Below are 18,083 nucleotides of genomic sequence, written 5' to 3'. Positions count from 1 at the left end.
CGGGGTTTGGCGCGGGGCCTCGCTCATTTCGGGATCACCCCGCCAAGGTTGATGCCCGGTTCCGCGAGCATGTTGTTCTCGAGACCCCATTTCTTCATGATCACGGCATAGGTGCCGTTGGCCTGCAGTTCCTTGACCGCGTCAAGCAGGACCGGGCCGAGTTCGGAGCCCTTCGGAACGACTGCGCCCTGATAGAGGTTGTCGAAGCCGTTCTTCTCGCCGACGCCGGTCAGTTCCAGCTGGCCGTTGGCCTGCGCCACGAAATAGGTCAGCGGCGCCTGCGACGAGAAGAAGGCATCGGCGCGGTTCGAGCGCACCGCGAGCACCGACGAGGGCTGGTCGGTGTAGGACTGGACCGTCACCGCGTCCTTGCCGTCGGCCACGCATTTGTCGCTTTGCGCCTTGATCACGCGCTCGGCCGAGCCGCCGGCCATGACCGAGATCCGGGTGCCGCAGGCGGTGTCGAGCGAAACGATCCCCTTCGGGTTGCCGGTCTTGACGGCGAAGACCACGAATTCCTGCACCCAGTCCACGAAGTCGTTGGCTTCCTCGCGCGACTTGAAGTCGCCGATCGGGCCGAAGGCGAACTGGTAGCGGCCCGAGTTGACGCCGGTCAGCAGCGCCGGCAGGCCGCCCACCGTCTCATGCTCGATCTCGACGCCCAGCAGCTTTTCCAGCGCGTCGGTCAGGTCGGCCGAAGCGCCGGTCATGTGGTCGCCCTCGACGATCTCGTAGGGAGGGAACGACCCGTTGTTGACCGAGATCATCTTGCCGGCGGTCTTCACCGCCTCGGGCAGGCGGTCGTGCAGCGCCTGGTCCATCTTGATCTCGGGCGCCGCGTCCTGCGCGACGGCGCCGGTCGCCAGAACGGTGCCGGCCAGCAGAAGGGATGCGAAGGTCTTCATGAGATATGTCCTGTCAGAAAGGGTCAGACGAAGCGCGGGAACAGCTCGGCCACGCTCAGCTGCCGGGGGGCGATGCCCTGAACGTGCAGTTCACGGGCAAAATCATTGATCATCTTCTCGTTGGCGGCGATGCCGCTGTCCGTCCAACCTGCCGGCAGGTCCTGCTTGCACCGGCGCAACTCGTCGAACATCCACGGAGTGGTCTCCGCGTATTTCTGCCGCTTCTCGTCCCAGATCGCCTGCGAGCGGTCGATCATCGTCGAAAGCTCCTCCATCACCCAGGGATGGGCCGCGACGATCTCGGACTTGATGCCGATCAGGTGCATCCCCGGGACATAGCCCACCTCGTCGAGATAGGCCTTTTCGGCGGCGCGGAAGTCCTGCTGGACCTGGCGCATGCCGCTGTTCGGGGCGAAGAAGCCGGCGGGCATGAACGGGGTGAAGACCGCGTCGAGGAAGCCTTCCTTCAGCAGCTCGACCATCGGGCGCTCGCCGGGGCAGGCCTCGATCCGGCCGGGGCGGCCGAAGCCGTCGAGCCGGTCGGTGACGGGATGCGCCTCGGTCAGGCGGCCGGCATACCAGAAGGCGTCCTCGACCCCCACCCCGTCGCGGGCGACCACGGCGCGCGTCCAGGTGTTGCCGGAATCGCGCCAGCCGGTGACGCCGATCCGGGCGCCCTTCAGCGCGGCGAACGAGGTCGGGCCGTCGGTGCGGGTGATGACGCAGCGGTTGCGGAAGCCGCGCATGATGAAGTTCGGGATGCCGGTGACGCTGTCGTCGCTGTCGAGCCGCATCTGCGTGTAACGGCTGAACGACATCTCGGCGGCGTCGTGATCGGGGTCGCGGCCGATGTGGCCGACCAGCGTGCCCACGCGATCGACCTCGACCTTCAGCCGGTCCGAGGTCACTTCGCCCAGAACCAGCGGCGTCATGTAATCCCAGTCGCGAAGCGCGAGGCGCAGGGTAAGGGTCACGGCATCCGTCCTTCGGTGAACATTCCGGATGCTGTGGTAGAATGATCAGAATTGACGATCCAAATGTTATTATGATACTGAACATTTAAAGTCCCGGAGAGCCCATGTCCGACCCGATCACTGCCGCCTGGTTTGCTGAAAAAATAGGCGACACCTCGGCCAACGGCCTGTCACTCGAGACGCGGGCGCTGATTCGAGCCGGCGCGCTGCCGGTCGGCACCCGCCTGCCGCCGGTGCGGGATCTGGCGCTGGAACTGGGGATCAGCCCGGCGACCATCTCCGCCGCCTGGAGCGACCTGCGCCGGCTTGGGATCCTGTCGGGGCGCGGGCGCGGCGGCATGTGGGTGACGGGCGAGCGCACGATGACCGCGCCCACGCGCTTCGGCAACATCGGCAACTTCGGCCCCTCGGCACTGGACCTGACGCTGGCAGTGCCGGACCGCAGCCTGCTGCCGCCGCTTGGCGCGGCAATGGCGCATGGCGTCGCCGTGGACGGGCTGAACAGCTATGCGCGCGAGCCGATCCTGCCGGAACTGGCCGAGGCGCTCGCCCCGATCTGGCCCTATGAGCCCGAGGCAATGCTGGCCACGAACGGCGGCTACAGCGCGGTCTACACCGTGCTGCAGGCCCTGTCGCTGGCCGGTGCCCGGGTCGCGGTCGAGGATCCGACGGCGATCCGCCACCTCGACATCCTCGAGAACATCGGCGCGATCATCCTGCCCGTGCAATGCGATGCCGAGGGGCCGCGGCCGGACTCGCTGGCCCAGGTACTGGCGCAGAAGCCGGTGCTGTTCCTCTACCAGCCGCGGCTGAACGCGGTGACGGGGCGCTGCGTCTCGCCGGCGCGGCTGGCGGTGCTCGGCGATCTCTTGGCGGCGAGCGATGCGCTGATCCTGGAAGACGACGGGCTTGGCGATCTGGCGGCGGTGCCGCCGCAATCGCTGGGCGGGCGCTTCCCCGACCGGGTGATCCACGTCCTGTCCTTCGCCAAGACGCTGGCGCCGGACCTGCGGCTTGCGGTGCTGTCGGGGACGCGCGGACTGGTGGCGCAGGTGAAGGCCTATCGCAGCTTCTCGTCGGGCTGGACCAGCCGGATCCTGCAGGGTGCGGCCGCCTGGCTGCTGCGCGATGCCGCCACGCAGGCGCAGGTCGCCGCCGCGCGCGCCGCCTATGGCGAGCGCAACGCGAGGCTCGAGGCGGCGGCGCGCAACCACGGGCTCGAGCACGATTTCGGCCGGGGGCTGTCGACCTGGCTGCCGGTCGCCTCGGAGTCCTTCGCCATCGTCACCCTGGCCGCACGCAATATCGCCGTGAGCCCGGGCCAGCGCCACAGCGTGCGCCGCGTCTCGCACATCCGCTTCGCCAGCGGCATGGTCGCGCAGGATCACGAGCGGATCGCCGAGGCGCTGGCCCTGGCGGCTGCGGACAGCTGAACGGGGGGCCGAGGCCCCCCGTTCCGTCGCAGCGGGGAGGAGGAGCGTAAGGCGTCAGCTGCCCTGCTTGAGGGTGAAGGGGCCGGTGTAGGCATCGACGTTCGAGCTGTCGATGAGCATGCAGTCGAAGAGCTGCTTTTCATCCGCCACCGAAAGTTCGCCCTTGGTGATGAAGTGGTCGGCCTGCTTGACCGCCTCGGCCGAGAAGATCGCGACCGGCTGCAGCACGGTGTAGGTCAGCTCGCCCGCCTTCACCGCCGCCACCGCGTCGGGCGAGCCGTCGAAGCCGCCGACCACCATGTCCTTCAGCTTGCCCGCCTCTTTCAGCGCCGCGATCGCGCCAAGCGCCATCTCGTCGTTGCCGGAGATCACGCCCTTGATGTCAGGGTTAGCCTGCAGCATCGACTGCATCTTGGTGTAACCCTTGGTGCGGTCCCAGTCCGCGACCTCCTTGGCGGCCTTGGTCAGGTCCGGGTACTGGGTCAGCACCGTCTCGTAGCCGTTCGAGCGGGTCTGGGCGTTGTTGTCAGAAGGTGCGCCGAACAGCTCGACATAGGAGCCCGAGCCGCCGATCGCCTCGACCCAGGCCTGCGCGCCGAGGGCCGCACCCTGCGCGTTGTTCGACACGAGCTGCGCCTTGGCGAGACCCGACTGGTTGATCTCGGCATTGACGATGAAGACCGGGATCCCGGCGGCGACGGCCTTCTTCACCGCGCCGACCGAGCCGTCGGCATTGGCCGGGTCGAGGATGATCGCCTTGGCCTTGTTGGTGATCGCCGTGTCGACGAGGTTCGATTCCGCATTGGTGTCGCCCTTGTGGGCGCCGACATTGGCGGTGTAGCCCAGCTCTTCCGCGGTCTTCTTCGCGACCTCGCCTTCGGTGAACCAGTAGGGGTTCGACGGGTCGTTGACGATGATCGAGATCAGGCCATCGGCCAGCGCGGTGGTCGCCATCAGCGGCATCGCGAAGGGCATCAGGGCGGCAGCGGCGATCAGGGCGCGCTTGGTCAGCATCATGGTTGGTCTCCCTTGGGTGTCTTTGTGCCGGCGGACCGGCGGGTAACTCGCGCCCCGGCGCCTCCTCGCGCCGGGATCGCGAAATTCTGGATCAGGGCCCGATCAGCGCTCGCTCCGGCCGTATTGCAGGCTGTTCAGCAGCACGGCGAGGACGATGACGGCGCCGGTGAAGACGGTCTGCCAGTAGGCAGAGACGCCGATGATTACGAGCCCGTCGCTGAGGAAGCCGATGACGAAGGCCCCCAGCATCGTGCCGCGGACATTGCCCCGCCCGCCGGTCAGCGCCGCGCCGCCGATGACGACCGCGGCGATGGCGGTCAGCTCATAGGTGGTGCCTGCGGTGGGCCCGGCCGAGGTCAGCTGCGAGCTGAGCACCAGCCCCGCGATCGCCGCGCAGATCCCCGACAGCATGTAGACCGCGATCTGCACGCGCCGCGTCGGCACGCCCGACAGTTCCGCCGCGCGGGCGTTGCCGCCCGAGGCATAGAGCCAGCGTCCGAAGGCGGTGCGCGCCAGCATCAGCCCGGCGGCCAGCGCCACCGCGGCCAGCACGATCACCCCGATCGGCACGCCGCCGATACGGTTGAAGCCCAGCCAGTCGAAGCCGGTGTTGCCGAGGGCCTCGCTGCCCGAAAGGTTGTTGTAGGTCAGCCCGTTGGTCATCAGCAGCGCCACGCCGCGCGCGACATAGAGCATGCCCAGAGTCGCCACGAAGGCCGGCACCCGGAACACCGCGATCAGGATCCCGTTGACGGCGCCGACCGCGGCGCCAAGCGCCAGCGTCAGCACGACCACCGCCCAGACCGGCGGGTAAAGGATGACGCCCGCGGCCGGCACCTCGACCCCCTGCATCAGGAAGCCTGCGACGACCCCGCAGAGCCCGAGGGTCGAGCCGACCGACAGGTCGATCCCGCCGTTCAGGATCACCAGCAGCATGCCGATGGCGAGAAGCCCGAAGATCGCCACATGCGACGACATGATCAGGAAGTTCGACAGGCTGAAGTAGACCGGCGACAGGACCGAGAAGGTCGCGATGATCGCCACCAGTGCGAAGAAGGCGCGGCCTTCCAGCAGCATGTGGCCGATGTTCATCCGGGGCCTGCGGGTCGCGGCGTTGGAATTGGTGATGTCCGCCATAATGGCCTCCCTCAGTGATGCACGGCTTCGCCAGAGGCGGCCATGATCGCTTCCTTCGTGACGGTGTGGTCGAACTGGGCCGAGATCCGGCCCCGGCGCATGACGATGATCCGGTGGGCGACCGACAGGCATTCGCCGACCTCGGAGGTCGAATAGACCACGGCCAGTCCGCGGTCCTTCGCGGCATGGGCGAGCAGGCGGAACACCTCGGCCTTGGCGCCGACATCGATCCCGCGCGAGGGCTCGTCGAGCAGGATCACCTGCGGATGGGTGGCCAGCATCTTGCCGATCACCACCTTCTGCTGGTTCCCGCCCGACAGCGAGCCGATCATCGCCCCGCCGCCGGCGGTCTTGACCGTGACCTCGCGGATCGCGTCGGCGACGACCTGCGCCTCGGCCCGGCGCGAGGTGAAGAGCCCGCGGGTGAAGCTGCCGATCGAGGCGAGCGACAGGTTCTGGCCCACGCTCATCGTCTGCACGAGCCCGTCGCGCTGGCGATCTTCGGGCACCAGCACAAGCCCGGCCGCGATCCGCTGCGCGATGGTAAGGCCCGCAAGATCGCGCCCGTTCAGCCGCACGGTGCCGCCGTTTGCGCGCAGGCGGCCGGCGACGGTTTCCATCATCTCGGTCCGGCCCGCGCCCATCAGCCCGTAGATGCAGACGATCTCTCCCGCCCGCACCTCGAGGTCGAGGTGATCGACGGCAAGGCCACGGCCCGAGGCATCGGGCACGCAGAGCCCCTCGACCGCCAGCGCCGGCGCGCCAAGGCGGCTGTCGGGGGGCGAGCCCAGGTCGAAGTTCTCGCCGACCATGTTGCGCACGATCCATTCGAGGTCGATTTCGGCCCGCGGCGCATAGGCCGTCATCTCGCCGTCGCGCAGCACCACCGCGTGATGGGTGACGGTCAGCGCTTCCTCGAGGTGATGCGAGATGTAGACGATGCTGACGCCCTTCGCGGTCAGGTCGCGGATCACCTTGAACAGCACCTCGACCTCCGAGGCGGACAGCGCCGAGGTCGGCTCGTCCATGATCAGGATGCGGCTTCGCGCCTGCAATGCGCGGGCGATCTCGACGATCTGCTGCTGTCCGAGACGAAGGTTTTCCAAGGGCGTGAGCGGGTCGATGTCCTCTTCCAGCTCGGCCATCAGCGCGCGGGTGATGCGCTCTTCCGCGGCGAAGTCGACGCCGCCACGCGGCCCGATGATCTCGCGCCCCATGAAGATGTTGTCCCGCACGTTCAGGTTTGGCGCCAGCGCCAGTTCCTGATGGATGATCGAGATGCCGCGGGACAGGGCATCGGTCGCGTTCTCGAAGGTGACCGGCGCGCCATCGAGTAGGATTTCGCCCGAGGACGGGCGGATGACGCCCGACAGGATCTTCATCAGCGTCGACTTGCCCGCGCCGTTCTCGCCGAAAAGCGTGGTCACCTGCCCGCGGCGGATGTCGAAGTTCACGCCCTTCAGCGCCTTCACCGCGCCGTAGTGCTTGGCGATGTCGCGGGCCTGCATCACCACCTCGCCGGGGGCGGCATCACGGGGCTGCGGGGGAATGGCCTGATGCGCGGTCATTTCACATCGACCTCGACCGGGGTGATCAGCCACATCTTCGGATTGATCAGCTTGAAGGCGCCCGCGAGCGTGATCTGGCGGCCGCTGAGCGACGCGCTGTCGAGCCCGTCCAGCACCGCGGCCTTCATCGCCCGGTTCAGCCCTGCGCCTGCGTTCTGGTATTCGATCTGGTTCTTGAACTGGCCAAAGGCGATGTCGCCGGGCACGTCGCGCAGGTCGGTGCCGTTGATCGCGGGGCCGGTCTGCACGCGGATGCGCACGTCCGGAACGCCCTCGACCGCGATGTCGTAGATGCCCGCCTTGCCCTCGCCCAGCGTGCCCGTCAGGCGCACCGGCAGGGTCGGCATCGCCTCGGCGGTGCCATTGCCGTATTTCGCGAGAGCGGCCTTCTTGTCCGCGGCCAGCGCCTGGGCCAGCTCGGCGGCCTCGGGCGCCTTGCCGGTCACGTAGTCGCGCACCCGCGGGAATTCCTTGGTGCCGAAGCTGTCGGGATCGAAGCCCGCGACGCGGGCGTCCTGTTCGGACCCGATGCGCACCACCGTCGTGTCCAGCGCCATCGCCGCCAGCACCACCACCACGGCCGCGCCAAGAATCAGCATCCGCCGACGCCCGCCCGCCGCCTTGCTCGGGGCCGAGGCCCGGGGCTTCATAGACATCTCCGTGGCGCTCATCGCCAAGCTCCTCCCTCGGGCCACCCTCGGGGCGGCCGGTTTGCGTTCAGGGAGGGACATCGGCGCCTTGGGCCCGCAGGCCTGCGTCGACCGCCGAAGCGCCGGTGGTCGCCTGACCGCGACGTCGTCGCCAATGGCGAGTCGGTCGGATCTGGCGGTGACCGGCTGTCCTTGCGCCGCGCAGACGGTTCCGCCCGCTGCCCGGCATCCTCCCTTAACCCTCTGACCAATCGACACTTCCGACTGGCCACAACCTCCCGGGATCCCCTTGCTGGCGGGGCCGATTCCTCCGTCGGCACCGCCGGATCACCCGATCCGTTGCTGTCACCTTAGCTGAAATAAATTTCGACAAAAGGAAAAAATTACACTCGACAGAGGCGGTGTGCGGCGTATGCTTCTGGCAAGCGTCGGGGGCATCCCCGCCGCGAACAGGCCCCATCGGCTGGAGGAGCTGGGGCCCGGAAGGGAGGAGGTCGCATGGGCAATCCGCCTTGCGCGGCGCAACTGTCGGCTGCCCACGGGGGCCGGCATGTCTGACGGCGACATCATCATCGGCATCGACGCCGGCACTTCGGTGATCAAGGCGGTGGCCTTCACCTTGTCGGGCGCGCAGATCGCCGCGGCGGCAGTGCCCAACCGCTATGCCACCACGGCGGAGGGCGCGGCGACGCAGGACCTGCGCCAGACCTGGGACGATTGCGCCCGCGCCCTGCGCGGCCTGGGCGATCGCATCAAAGACCTTGCCGCGCGCACCGCGGCGCTGGCAGTGACCGCGCAGGGCGACGGCACCTGGCTGGTCGGCGCGGACAACGCGCCGGTGGGCGATGCCTGGCTCTGGCTCGATGCCCGCGCGGCCGGCACGACGCGGCAGCTGTCCGCCAGCCCGCAGATCCGCGCGCATTTCCACGCGACCGGCACCGCGATCAACACCTGCCAGATGAGCGCGCAGATGGCCCATATGGACCGTCACTGCCCCGCGCGCCTGGACCGGGCCGAGGTGGCGCTGCATTGCAAGGACTGGCTCTACCTCAATCTCACCGGCATCCGCGCGACCGACCCCAGCGAAGCGAGCTTCACCTTCGGCGACTTCCGCACGCGGACCTATTCCGAGATCGCGATCGAGGCGATCGGCCTGACCCATCGCCGCCGCCTGATGCCCGAGATCCTCGAGGGCACCGAGCGGACGCACCCCCTGACCGCCGCGGCGGCTGAGGCGACCGGGCTGCGCACCGGCACACCCGTCTGCCTCGGCTATGTGGACATGGTGATGACCGCGCTGGGCGCGGGGGTGCACACCGGCACGCCGGGGGCAGCCTGCTCGACCATCGGTTCGACCGGCGTGCACATGCGCGCGGTGCGCGACACGGCGGTGCGGCTCGACCGCAGCTCCGGCTATGTCATCTGCCTGCCGGCACCGGGCATGGTCACGCAGGTGCAGACGAACATGGCCGCGACGCTCAACATCGACTGGGCGCTGCGCGTGGCCGCCGACCTGATGGCGGACCTCGGCCAGCCGCAGGACACCGCGGACCTCGTCGCGCGCATCGACGGCTGGATGGCGCGGTCGGCGCCCGGCCAGATCCTCTACCAGCCCTATATCTCAGAAGCCGGCGAGCGTGGCCCGATGGTCAACCCCGACGCCCGCGCAGGCTTCATCGGGCTTTCCGCCCATCACCGCTTCCCCGACCTGATCCGGGCGGTGGTCGAGGGGCTGGGGCTGGCCGCGCGCGACTGCTACGGCGCGATGGGCGAGCTGCCGCAAGAGCTGCGGCTGACCGGCGGCGCCGCCCGCAGCCAGGCCCTGCGCCAGGTGCTGGCCGCCGCCGTCGGCGCGCCGGTCCGGGTGTCGGCCCGCGAAGAGGCCGGGGCGGCGGGCGCCGCGATGATGGCCGCAGTGGCCATCGGCGCCTATCCCGACATGGACGCCTGCATCGCCGAGTGGGTCACCCCGCTTCTGGGCACGGCCGAGGCCCCGGACCCCGCCCTGACCCGCACCTACGGCGCACTCTTCCCAGCCTTCGCGCAGGCGCGCGACAGGCTCGAACCGGTCTGGGAGCAGCTCGCGCAGGCCCGCGCCGCGGCGCGCGATCCCGATCCTGCCACCGATGACACGACCCCCGCCGCGGCCGGCCCGCGCGCGGCGCAAGGAGGACACTGACATGGCCATCGAAGAGGTCGACCTGTTCGTCGTCGGCGGCGGCATCAATGGCGCGGGCGTCGCCCGCGACGCCGCCGGGCGCGGTCTGAAGGTGGTGCTCTGCGAGAAGGACGACCTGGCCGAGGGCACCTCGTCCCGCTCGGGCAAGCTGGTGCACGGCGGCCTGCGCTATCTCGAGTATTACGAGTTCCGCCTGGTGCGCGAGGCGCTGATCGAGCGCGAGGTGCTGATGCGCGCCGCCCCGCACATCATCTGGCCGCTGCGTTTCGTGCTGCCGCATTCGCCGCAGGACCGCCCCGCATGGCTGGTGCGGCTGGGCCTGTTCCTCTACGACCACCTTGGCGGGCGGCGGAAGCTGCCGGGCACGCGGATGCTGAACCTGCGCCGCGACCCCGAGGGCGCGCCGCTTCTCGACAGCTACACCCGCGGCTTCGAATATTCCGACTGCTGGGTCGACGACGCCCGCCTTGTGGTGCTGAACGCGCTCGACGCGGCAGAGCGCGGCGCGCTGGTCCTGACCCGCTCGCCCGCGGTCTCGGCCCGGCGCGAGGGCGGGCGCTGGCGCGTCACCGTGCAGAACCGGCTGACCGGCGCCACCCGCGACTTCTCGGCCCGATGCCTCGTGAATGCGGCGGGCCCCTGGGTCACAGACGTGCTGACCCGCGTCGCCGGCGCGAATTCCACCCGCAACGTGCGGCTGGTGAAGGGCAGCCACATCATCGTCCCGAAATTCTGGGAGGGCCCGCACAGCTATCTGGTCCAGAACCACGACAAGCGGGTGATCTTCATCAACGCCTACGAGGGCGACAAAGCGCTGATCGGCACCACCGACATCGCCCACGAGGGGCGGGCCGAGGACGTGGCGATCGAGCCGCGCGAGATCGACTACCTGCTCGACTGCGTGAACCGCTACTTCAAGGAGAAGCTGCGCCGCGAGGACATCCTCGAGACCTTCTCGGGCGTGCGCCCGCTCTTCGACGATGGCGCGGGCAACCCCTCGGCGGTGACGCGCGACTATGTTTTCGATCTGGACGAGACCGGGGGCGCGCCGCTTCTGAACATCTTCGGCGGCAAGATCACCACCTTCCGCGAGCTGGCGGAACGCGGGATGCACCGGCTGGACAAGGTCTTCCCGCAGATGGGCCCGGACTGGACGGCCGACGCCCCCCTGCCCGGCGGCGACATGCCCGGCGCGGATTACGAAAGCTGGCGCGAGACGCTGAAGGCCGCCCATCCCTGGATGCCGCGAACCTTGCGCGAATATTACGGCCGGCGCTACGGCACGCTGACCGGCCGCATCATCGGCGACGCGACCTCGCTCGCCGGACTCGGGCGGCATTTCGGCGCGCATCTCTACGAGGCGGAGGTCGCCTGGCTGGTACGCCACGAGTGGGCGCGCACACCCGAGGACATCCTGTGGCGGCGCACCAAGAACCGTCTCGACATGACCGAGGCCGAGATCGCCGCCTTCACCGAATGGTTCGAGGCAAGGGCCGAGGGGATCGCGGCATGAGCGCGAACATGAACCTGACCCTGTCGCTGAACACCAACCCGCTGGTGAACCGCTTCGCGGAACCCGGAGACCTGATCGACTGCGTGGCCCGCGACCTCAGGATCCGCGACCTGCAGCTGACCCATGAATTCGTGAACCCTTCGTGGCCCGCGGCCACGATCCGCAGGCTGACGCGGCAGATGCGTGCCGCGATGGACCGCACGGGCGTGCGCGTCACCTCGGGCATGACCGGGCCCTACGGGCGGCTCAACCACTTCGGCCATCCCGACCGAGACGTGCGCCGCTATTACGTCGACTGGTTCAAGACCTTCGCCGATGTGACCGCCGACCTTGGCGGCAGCTCGGTCGGCACCCAGTTCGCGATCCTCACCTACCGCGAGCAGGATGACCCCGCCCGGCGCGAGGAGATGATCCGCATCGCCATCGACTGCTGGGCAGAGGTCGCCGAACACGGCCACGCTGCCGGGCTCGACTTCGTGTTCTGGGAACCGATGAGCATCGCCCGCGAATTCGGCGAGACGATCGCGGAATGCCTCGCGCTGCAGGACCGGCTGACCGCGGCCGGGCTTGCGATCCCGATGTGGATGATGGCTGACATCGACCACGGCGACGTGACCTCGGACGACCCCGACGACTACGACCCCTACGCCTGGGCCCGGGCCGTGCCGAAGGTGAGCCCGATCATCCACATCAAGCAGTCGCTGATGGACAAGGGCGGGCACCGCCCCTTCACCGCGGCGTTCAACGCCAAGGGCAGGATCCAGCCCGAGCCGCTGCTGGCGGCCTTTGCCGAGGGTGGCGCGCGGGGCAATGAGATCTGCCTTGAACTGTCGTTCAAGGAACGCGAGCCCAATGACCGCGAGGTGATCCCGCAGATCGCCGAAAGCATCGCCTTCTGGGCCCCGCATATCGACACCGGCCAGCAGCACCTGCATCTCTAGGCCGGCGGGCCGGCGCCGGGGCCGGGCGCGTCGGGGCTTTTCCCCCACCCGCCAGCGGTTTACGCTGTCCTGCCCGCAATCGGGCGGCAGGCCCCCGGGGACGACAGATGAACGACAGCGACCACAGCCTCGCGATCCGGGCCGCCTGGATGCATTATGTGGGCGGCCTGACCCAGGCCAAGGTCGCCAAGCGGCTGGGCCTGCCCTCGGTCAAGGCCCACCGGCTGATCGCCCGCGCGGTGGCCGAGGGCAACGTCAAGGTGACGATCGAGGGCGACATCGTCGAATGCGTGGCGCTCGAGGCGCGGCTTTACGACCGCTACGGGCTCGAGATGTGCGAGGTCGCGCCAGATCTCGGCGAAGAGGGGCTGCCGCTGCGCGCGCTGTCGCTGGCGGGGGCGGCCTATCTGCGCCGCCAGCTGGAAAGCGGCGAGCATTCGACCATCGGTCTTGGCCACGGGCGGACGCTGGCCGAGGTGACGCGGCAGCTGCCGCGCTTCGATGCGCCCGACCTGCGTTTCGTCTCGCTTCTGGGCGGGCTCACCCGCAATTTCGCGGCGAACCCGCATGACGTGATGCACAGGCTGGCCGAGAAGACCGGCGCGCGCGCCTATGTCATGCCGGTGCCCTTCTTCGCCAACACCGTCGAGGACCGCGAGGTGCTGCTGGCACAACGCGGCGTCGACGAGGTGTTCCGCATGGCGCAGGCGGCCCCCTTGAAGATCGTCGGCATCGGGACTGTCGACATCGACGCGCAGCTTGTGACATCGCGGATGATCGAACCGGGCGAGATCGCCGAGATCGCCGCCGCCGGTGCGCGGGGCGAGATGCTGGGCGATTTCTACGACGCCTCGGGCAGCGTGATCGAAACCGCGCTTTCTGCCCGCACCCTCGCCGTCGGTCACGACCCCGAACGGCAGGAAGAGATCGTGGCGATCGCCGGCGGACCCGAGAAGGTCGAGGCGATCCGCGCCGTGCTGCGCTCGGGCCGGCTGTCGGGCCTGATCACCGACGAGTTGACCGCGCGGGCGCTGCTCGACTGATCCGCGGTCCCGGCCGCCGGGACGCGGACCGGACCCGGCCGGCCCGACTGCTGCCGCGCCGGATCGGGTCTCAGCCGCCGAAGGTCGGTCGCGCGCCGGCGGTCGCGCCGAAGCCGCCGCGCGAGGCGACGGTGGCCTTCGTCATCGCAGGCTTGCCCGCCGTCGCCGCAGGGCGGGCGAACTGGCTGCTGGCCATCTGCCCCTTGCCCGAATTGGAATTGTAGGCGGTGGTTCCGGCGGCGTTGGTGAAGCGGCCGTCCGAGGTGCGGTAGAGCGGCTGCGACGCCGCCATCCCGCGATTTCCGCCCAGCATCGAGCCGATCAGGTAGCCCGCGATCATCGGCATGAAGATCGAGCCGGCCCCGCCGCCTGTCGCCTGAACCTCGGACCCGCAGGCGCCTTCGCCATGCTCCTGCTCGCAGAGTTCCTGGCTGTCGTAGCGCGGCGCGGATTCGGCGTGCAGCGCCTGCGCCTCGGCAAAGGCTGTTTCGCAGTCCGAGGACGAAATGACGCCCCCTGCGGCAGCCGCAGCCTTGCACGAGGCGAGGTCCGGGAAGGCCTCGGCCTCGACGGTGTCGTCGCGGCAGCCGGCCAGCGCGAAGGCGGTCGCGCCAAGGATCGACAGCGCGACGGCGCGGGACCGCTTGCGCCGGGGGGCCCGGATCTGATCCGGGGTCTGTGCAGGGATCGGGGCGGGGATCGGGGCGGTCTCGGTCATGTCTTTCCTCCCGGGGATCAGCGGATGTAATGCGGCTTGAACCGCGACAGGTCCTGAGTGATGCGGCCGCGATCCTCGCGCAGACCAAGACCCACGCAGGCCTCGCCCACCACCCAAGCCCCCAGAACGGGGCGGAACCCGTCGAAGACCGGCAGCGGGTGATAGGCCTGCACGATGCGAGGGTGATGTCCATAGCCGCCCTCGGCCGAGGCCTCGGTCTCCTGCCCGTTCTCGACGATGCGGATCCCGGCGCCTTCGCGCGAGAAGAGCGGTTTCTCGACCATGCCGCGCGCCAGCGCCGCCTCGGCCCGCTTCACCGCCGGCGTGCGCAGCACGATCTCGTCGGCGAAGAAGGCGGGCAGCAGGTTGTCGTGCCCCTCGAACATCTTCCACAGCACCGGCAGCAGGCCCTTGTTGGACACCACGGCCTTCCACGCCGGTTCCAGCATCCGGCATCCCGACCCCGCCAGATGCGCGGCATAGTCGTCGCGCAGCAGGTCTTCCCACGGGTAGAGCTTGAAGAGCGTGCCAATCACCCGGTCCTGATCGTCGAGGAACTGACCCTCGTCCGACAGGGCGATCTTCTCCAGATCGCAGTAATGCGCGCCCAGGCCCGCCTCGCGCGCGGCCCAGCCCATGCATTCGACCGTTGCGTAATCCTCGGGATTGCCGCCGACGGCGGTGAAGTGCAGGTCGCTGTCCTTCGCGAAGAGGCTGCGGAACCGTTCGACCAGCGCCTCGTGCAGGCCGTTGAACTGGTCGGCGCCCTCGGGCAGCACCCCGGCGGCAATCTGGTCTTCGAGCCAGCTCCACTGGAACGAGGCGCTTTCATACAGGGATGTCGGCGTGTCAGCGTTGTATTCCAGCAGCTTGGCCGGGCCGGTGCCGTCCCAGGCCAGGTCGAAGCGGCCATAGATCTCGGGCTCGCCCTGCCGCCAGCTGTCGGCAACCAGATCGCGATGCGCCTCGGGAATGCCCAGCCGGGCCATCAGCTTGTCGTCGGCCACGATCTCGGCCACCGCCTCGCGCACCATCGCGTGCAGGGCGGTCGCGGGATCCTCAATCCCGCCCTCGATCTCGTCCAGCGTGAACTCGTAGGCGGAGCTTTCGTCCCAGTAGGGCTCGCCATGCATGTCCGCGAAGGTGAACCCCAGCTCTTTCGCCCGCGCCCGCCAGCCCGCGCGCTCGGGCAACTCGATCTTCCGCATCCGTCCTCCTGCCGGTTCTGCGGCCGAGGTAGGCGACGCGGGTGCCACATACCAGTGGCAGGGCGGAATTTGCCGCCGCCGCGGCCCCAGGGCCTCACCCTTCGGGTGACAGCCCCGCGACCAGCCAGTCGATCAGCGCCGACAGCAGCGGCCGTGGCGTGCGGCCCGGCGCGGTCACCAGCCGATAGGGATGCCCCATCGCCATCCCCTCCGGTGCCAGCGCCAGCAGCCGCCCCGCCGCGAGATCCGCACCGGCGAGCATCCGCTGGCCAAGCGCCACGCCAAGTCCCGCGCTGGCCATGTCCAGCGCCAGCGCCGAGGTTCCGACCACCGTGCCGCTGCCCGGGCGCGGCCGTGGACGGGCGCCTGTCGCGAACCACCGCTCCCATCCCGGGTTCGAGCCGAAGACCGGCCCCCAGTCGGTGTGGATCAGATCGGCGTCCCCCGCGGCGGCAAGATCGGCCAGCGCCGCCGGATGCGCCGCGGCCCAGTCCGGGCTGCACATCGGCACCACCGCATCCGTCGCCAGCACCCTCCCGGGCAAGTCGGGATAGAGCGCCGCGCCATAGCAAAGTCGCAGGTCGATGCCCGCCCCCGCGAAGTCGACCGGGTCCTCCTCGACCCGCAGGGTGAAGGCGAAGCCGGGTCGCGCGCGGGCGAAGGCCGCGAGCCGCGGCGCAAGCCAGCGCTCGGCGACCGAGGGCAGCGCGCTGATCACCAGCCGGTTGCGCATCCGCCCGCCAAGGCCGCGGCTGCCCAGTTCCGACAGGGCGCGGAAGGCCTCGGCCGCGCCGGCGAACACCTCGCGCCCGGCGTCGGTCAGTTCGACCCCGTTGTTGCGCCGGCGGAACAGGGTCAGGCCCAGATGCACCTCGAGATTGCGCACCTGCTGGCTGATCGCGGCGGCCGAGACGCCAAGCTCGCGCGCGGCGCCGACAAAGCCCCCGGCGCGGGCGGCGGCCTCGAAGGCGCGCAGGGCATTCAGCGGCGGCAGCGGGCCTGGCATGGCCTAGTTTTCCTGAGGCAGGGACAGATTTTCTGTTATTGAGCGACGCCTTGGCTTGGTCAACCCTGTCGTCACAGGCCGTCAGGAGCATGCCATGGACCAGATCATCGACCTCGACCGCTATCCGCTGGACCGCCCGGGATCGCCGGACTGGCTGGCGCTTGTCGACAATGCACGCGCCGAGATCGCGGCGAGCGGGATGGCGAACCTGCCGGGCTTCCTGCGCCCCGCGGCACTGGCGCAGGCGCTGGCCGAGATCGTGCCGGTGATGGACCGGCTGGCCTTCGTCCACCGCCGCGCCCACAACGTCTACTTCACCGACAGCGTCGCCGGCCTGTCGCCCGACCACCCGGCGCTCGCCAAGGTCGAGACCATCAACCACACCGTCTGCTGGGACCAGATCCCGACCTCGGTCCCGGCCTGGGTCTACGACTGGCCGCCACTGGCAGTGTTCCTGGCGGCGGTGCTGGGCAAGAGCGCGCTCTTCCCGATGCGCGACGCACTCGCGCGGATGAACGTGATGAAATACGGGCATGGCGAGGCGCTGAACTGGCATTTCGACCGTTCGGAATTCACCACCACGCTGCTGCTGCAGGAGCCGAGCGGCGGCGGACGCAACGAGTATCGCGCCAACCTGCGCAGCGCCGCGGATCCGAACCACGACGGGGTTGCCGCGGCGCTGGAAGGGCGCGATCCGGAAGTGAAATCCTTCGCAATGGCTGCCGGCACGCTGAACATCTTCCTGGGGCGCGACACGCTGCACCGGGTCACGCGCTGCGAGGGCGAGCGGGCGCGCTACATCGCCGTCTTCTCCTATTACGACCGCCCGGCGGTCTGCTTCACGAAGGAGGAGCAGGTGGGCTTCTACGGGCGCGCCGCCTGAGGACCACCATCGGCGCAGGGAACCGGCGAGAGGGCCTGCGGGTTTGATTGCAGAAGCGTGGCCACCCGGTGTGCCGGGGCCGCCGCGAGGGGGGAAATTCAGGATCGTCACGTCGCGCCCGGGCCGGGCGCATCGCCGGGTTGTGCGCCCGGCGGCGGGACGCGCCTTGCCTGCCCGCGCGGTCGCCTTGACGGCCCACCACGTGGCGCGTGCAGCAGTCGAGGTAATCCGATGACCGACCACATGCCCCCGCAGGGCCGCCCCGCGCAGGGCGGCGCCAGCCAGCCCGGAACCAGCCAGCCCGGCACCCAGGGCCTGCGCCCGGTGACCACCCCATCCACGCAAGCCAGCCCCGCAACCGGCACTGGCGCCACGGCTCCCGCGGCACCGAAGCCGGCAACGCCCGACGCCCGGCGGCTGGCCGAGGAGGCGCGCGAGGCCGTGCAGGGCACCGCCTCCGACCTGCGCGCTGCCGCCAGCGCCCGGTTGGGCGAGGCGGTCGAAGGCGCGAAGGCGCAGGCCGAGGCGGCCCGCGGCAGCGTCGCCGACGACATGGCCGAGGCCGCCTCGGCCCTGCGGCGCGCGGCGCAGGACATGCAGGGCGGCTCTGCCTCGGAACGCTCGATCGCCTTCCTCGCGCGCGGCCTGGCCGATGTCTCTGACGGCATCCGCGACCGCGACCTTGGCCAGATGATCGGCGAGGCGAACGCCCTTGCCCGGCGCAACCCGGCCCTGTTCCTTGGGGGTGCTGCGCTGCTGGGCTTCGCGGCCGTGCGCTTCGCCAAGGCCGGCAGCCCGGCGCCCGCCCCCATGCGCCTGCACCCCTCGGACCGGGTGTGACCATGCGCGACCAGCAGACCCGCTCTACCGCCGCGCTGCTGACCGACACGCTGACCAGCGTGAGTTCG

At 69.7% G+C, this 18,083-nt stretch carries 16 protein-coding genes; 7 read left to right on the top strand and 9 right to left on the bottom strand.

The annotated features are described in order from the left end of the window. Nucleotides 1–23: 23 nt before the first annotated feature. Both V8J36_RS19020 and V8J36_RS19015 read right to left on the bottom strand, forming a co-directional pair. Nucleotides 24–905, bottom strand: coding sequence for an ABC transporter substrate-binding protein (locus V8J36_RS19020; RefSeq protein ID WP_336468900.1), 882 nt, complete (start codon nucleotides 903–905; stop codon nucleotides 24–26). Between the two features lie 23 nt (nucleotides 906–928). Continuing rightward, the gene (locus tag V8J36_RS19015) at nucleotides 929–1,879 is read right to left on the bottom strand and encodes a nitrate ABC transporter substrate-binding protein (protein ID WP_336468899.1); all 951 of its coding nucleotides are present in this window, start codon (nucleotides 1,877–1,879) and stop codon (nucleotides 929–931) included. Between the two features lie 104 nt (nucleotides 1,880–1,983). On the opposite strand from V8J36_RS19015, the gene V8J36_RS19010 reads away from it, so the two are divergent. After that, the gene (locus V8J36_RS19010) at nucleotides 1,984–3,312 is read left to right on the top strand and encodes a PLP-dependent aminotransferase family protein (protein ID WP_336468898.1); all 1,329 of its coding nucleotides are present in this window, start codon (nucleotides 1,984–1,986) and stop codon (nucleotides 3,310–3,312) included. Nucleotides 3,313–3,366: 54 nt separating this feature from the next. On the opposite strand, the gene V8J36_RS19005 is transcribed toward V8J36_RS19010, so the two are convergent. From V8J36_RS19005 to V8J36_RS18990, 4 genes are all read right to left on the bottom strand, one after another. Beyond that, entirely contained in the window at nucleotides 3,367–4,329 is a 963-nt protein-coding gene (locus tag V8J36_RS19005) for a D-ribose ABC transporter substrate-binding protein (RefSeq protein ID WP_336468897.1), read from the bottom strand. A 102-nt stretch (nucleotides 4,330–4,431) separates the two neighbouring features. After that, nucleotides 4,432–5,466 (bottom strand): ABC transporter permease, encoded by a 1,035-nt coding sequence (locus tag V8J36_RS19000; RefSeq protein ID WP_336468896.1) that lies wholly within the window; start codon nucleotides 5,464–5,466, stop codon nucleotides 4,432–4,434. 11 nt (nucleotides 5,467–5,477) lie between these two features. Beyond that, complete coding sequence (locus V8J36_RS18995; RefSeq protein WP_336468895.1) at nucleotides 5,478–7,034, bottom strand: sugar ABC transporter ATP-binding protein; 1,557 nt, start codon at nucleotides 7,032–7,034, stop codon at nucleotides 5,478–5,480. Continuing rightward, the gene (locus V8J36_RS18990; RefSeq protein WP_336468894.1) at nucleotides 7,031–7,705 is read right to left on the bottom strand and encodes a DUF2291 family protein; all 675 of its coding nucleotides are present in this window, start codon (nucleotides 7,703–7,705) and stop codon (nucleotides 7,031–7,033) included. The genes V8J36_RS18995 and V8J36_RS18990 overlap by 4 nt, the downstream gene beginning before the upstream one ends. Before the next feature lie 529 nt (nucleotides 7,706–8,234). Between V8J36_RS18990 and V8J36_RS18985 the strand changes: the two genes are divergently transcribed. From V8J36_RS18985 to V8J36_RS18970, 4 genes are all read left to right on the top strand, one after another. Beyond that, a complete protein-coding gene (locus V8J36_RS18985; RefSeq protein ID WP_336468893.1) occupies nucleotides 8,235–9,863 on the top strand; it encodes an FGGY-family carbohydrate kinase in 1,629 nt (542 codons plus the stop codon). 1 nt (nucleotide 9,864) lies between these two features. Beyond that, complete coding sequence (locus tag V8J36_RS18980; protein WP_336468892.1) at nucleotides 9,865–11,376, top strand: glycerol-3-phosphate dehydrogenase; 1,512 nt, start codon at nucleotides 9,865–9,867, stop codon at nucleotides 11,374–11,376. An 8-nt stretch (nucleotides 11,377–11,384) separates the two neighbouring features. Next, on the top strand, nucleotides 11,385–12,317 hold the full coding sequence (locus V8J36_RS18975; RefSeq protein WP_336468973.1) for a TIM barrel protein: 933 nt from the start codon (nucleotides 11,385–11,387) through the stop codon (nucleotides 12,315–12,317). A gap of 107 nt (nucleotides 12,318–12,424) precedes the next feature. After that, entirely contained in the window at nucleotides 12,425–13,360 is a 936-nt protein-coding gene (locus V8J36_RS18970; RefSeq protein WP_336468891.1) for a sugar-binding transcriptional regulator, read from the top strand. A 70-nt stretch (nucleotides 13,361–13,430) separates the two neighbouring features. On the opposite strand, the gene V8J36_RS18965 is transcribed toward V8J36_RS18970, so the two are convergent. From V8J36_RS18965 to V8J36_RS18955, 3 genes are all read right to left on the bottom strand, one after another. Beyond that, entirely contained in the window at nucleotides 13,431–14,078 is a 648-nt protein-coding gene (locus V8J36_RS18965; RefSeq protein WP_336468890.1) for a DUF1190 domain-containing protein, read from the bottom strand. A gap of 17 nt (nucleotides 14,079–14,095) precedes the next feature. Further along, a complete protein-coding gene (locus V8J36_RS18960; protein ID WP_336468889.1) occupies nucleotides 14,096–15,286 on the bottom strand; it encodes a glutathionylspermidine synthase family protein in 1,191 nt (396 codons plus the stop codon). Nucleotides 15,287–15,380: 94 nt separating this feature from the next. After that, complete coding sequence (locus V8J36_RS18955; RefSeq protein ID WP_336468888.1) at nucleotides 15,381–16,292, bottom strand: LysR substrate-binding domain-containing protein; 912 nt, start codon at nucleotides 16,290–16,292, stop codon at nucleotides 15,381–15,383. A 94-nt stretch (nucleotides 16,293–16,386) separates the two neighbouring features. Here V8J36_RS18955 and V8J36_RS18950 point away from each other — a divergent pair, with 94 nt between their 5' ends. Then, entirely contained in the window at nucleotides 16,387–17,175 is a 789-nt protein-coding gene (locus V8J36_RS18950; protein ID WP_336468887.1) for a HalD/BesD family halogenase, read from the top strand. A gap of 231 nt (nucleotides 17,176–17,406) precedes the next feature. Further along, the gene (locus V8J36_RS18945) at nucleotides 17,407–18,015 is read left to right on the top strand and encodes a hypothetical protein (protein ID WP_336468886.1); all 609 of its coding nucleotides are present in this window, start codon (nucleotides 17,407–17,409) and stop codon (nucleotides 18,013–18,015) included. Nucleotides 18,016–18,083: the final 68 nt, after the last annotated feature.

It is taken from the genome of Frigidibacter sp. MR17.14, from assembly GCF_037095735.1.
GTDB lineage: Bacteria > Pseudomonadota > Alphaproteobacteria > Rhodobacterales > Rhodobacteraceae > Frigidibacter.
This window is presented reverse-complemented; position numbering and strand designations above follow the sequence as displayed.

Bases quoted from the DNA above. Each gene is read 5' to 3' on its own strand.
- V8J36_RS19020 (WP_336468900.1), bottom strand. From the start codon at position 905: ATGAAGACCTTCGCATCCCTTCTGCTGGCCGGCACCGTTCTGGCGACC.
- V8J36_RS19010 (WP_336468898.1), top strand. From the start codon at position 1,984: ATGTCCGACCCGATCACTGCCGCCTGGTTTGCTGAAAAAATAGGCGAC.
- V8J36_RS19005 (WP_336468897.1), bottom strand. From the start codon at position 4,329: ATGATGCTGACCAAGCGCGCCCTGATCGCCGCTGCCGCCCTGATGCCC.
- V8J36_RS19000 (WP_336468896.1), bottom strand. From the start codon at position 5,466: ATGGCGGACATCACCAATTCCAACGCCGCGACCCGCAGGCCCCGGATG.
- V8J36_RS18995 (WP_336468895.1), bottom strand. From the start codon at position 7,034: ATGACCGCGCATCAGGCCATTCCCCCGCAGCCCCGTGATGCCGCCCCC.
- V8J36_RS18990 (WP_336468894.1), bottom strand. From the start codon at position 7,705: ATGAGCGCCACGGAGATGTCTATGAAGCCCCGGGCCTCGGCCCCGAGC.
- V8J36_RS18985 (WP_336468893.1), top strand. From the start codon at position 8,235: ATGTCTGACGGCGACATCATCATCGGCATCGACGCCGGCACTTCGGTG.
- V8J36_RS18980 (WP_336468892.1), top strand. From the start codon at position 9,865: ATGGCCATCGAAGAGGTCGACCTGTTCGTCGTCGGCGGCGGCATCAAT.
- V8J36_RS18975 (WP_336468973.1), top strand. From the start codon at position 11,385: ATGAACCTGACCCTGTCGCTGAACACCAACCCGCTGGTGAACCGCTTC.
- V8J36_RS18970 (WP_336468891.1), top strand. From the start codon at position 12,425: ATGAACGACAGCGACCACAGCCTCGCGATCCGGGCCGCCTGGATGCAT.
- V8J36_RS18965 (WP_336468890.1), bottom strand. From the start codon at position 14,078: ATGACCGAGACCGCCCCGATCCCCGCCCCGATCCCTGCACAGACCCCG.
- V8J36_RS18960 (WP_336468889.1), bottom strand. From the start codon at position 15,286: ATGCGGAAGATCGAGTTGCCCGAGCGCGCGGGCTGGCGGGCGCGGGCG.
- V8J36_RS18955 (WP_336468888.1), bottom strand. From the start codon at position 16,292: ATGCCAGGCCCGCTGCCGCCGCTGAATGCCCTGCGCGCCTTCGAGGCC.
- V8J36_RS18950 (WP_336468887.1), top strand. From the start codon at position 16,387: ATGGACCAGATCATCGACCTCGACCGCTATCCGCTGGACCGCCCGGGA.
- V8J36_RS18945 (WP_336468886.1), top strand. From the start codon at position 17,407: ATGACCGACCACATGCCCCCGCAGGGCCGCCCCGCGCAGGGCGGCGCC.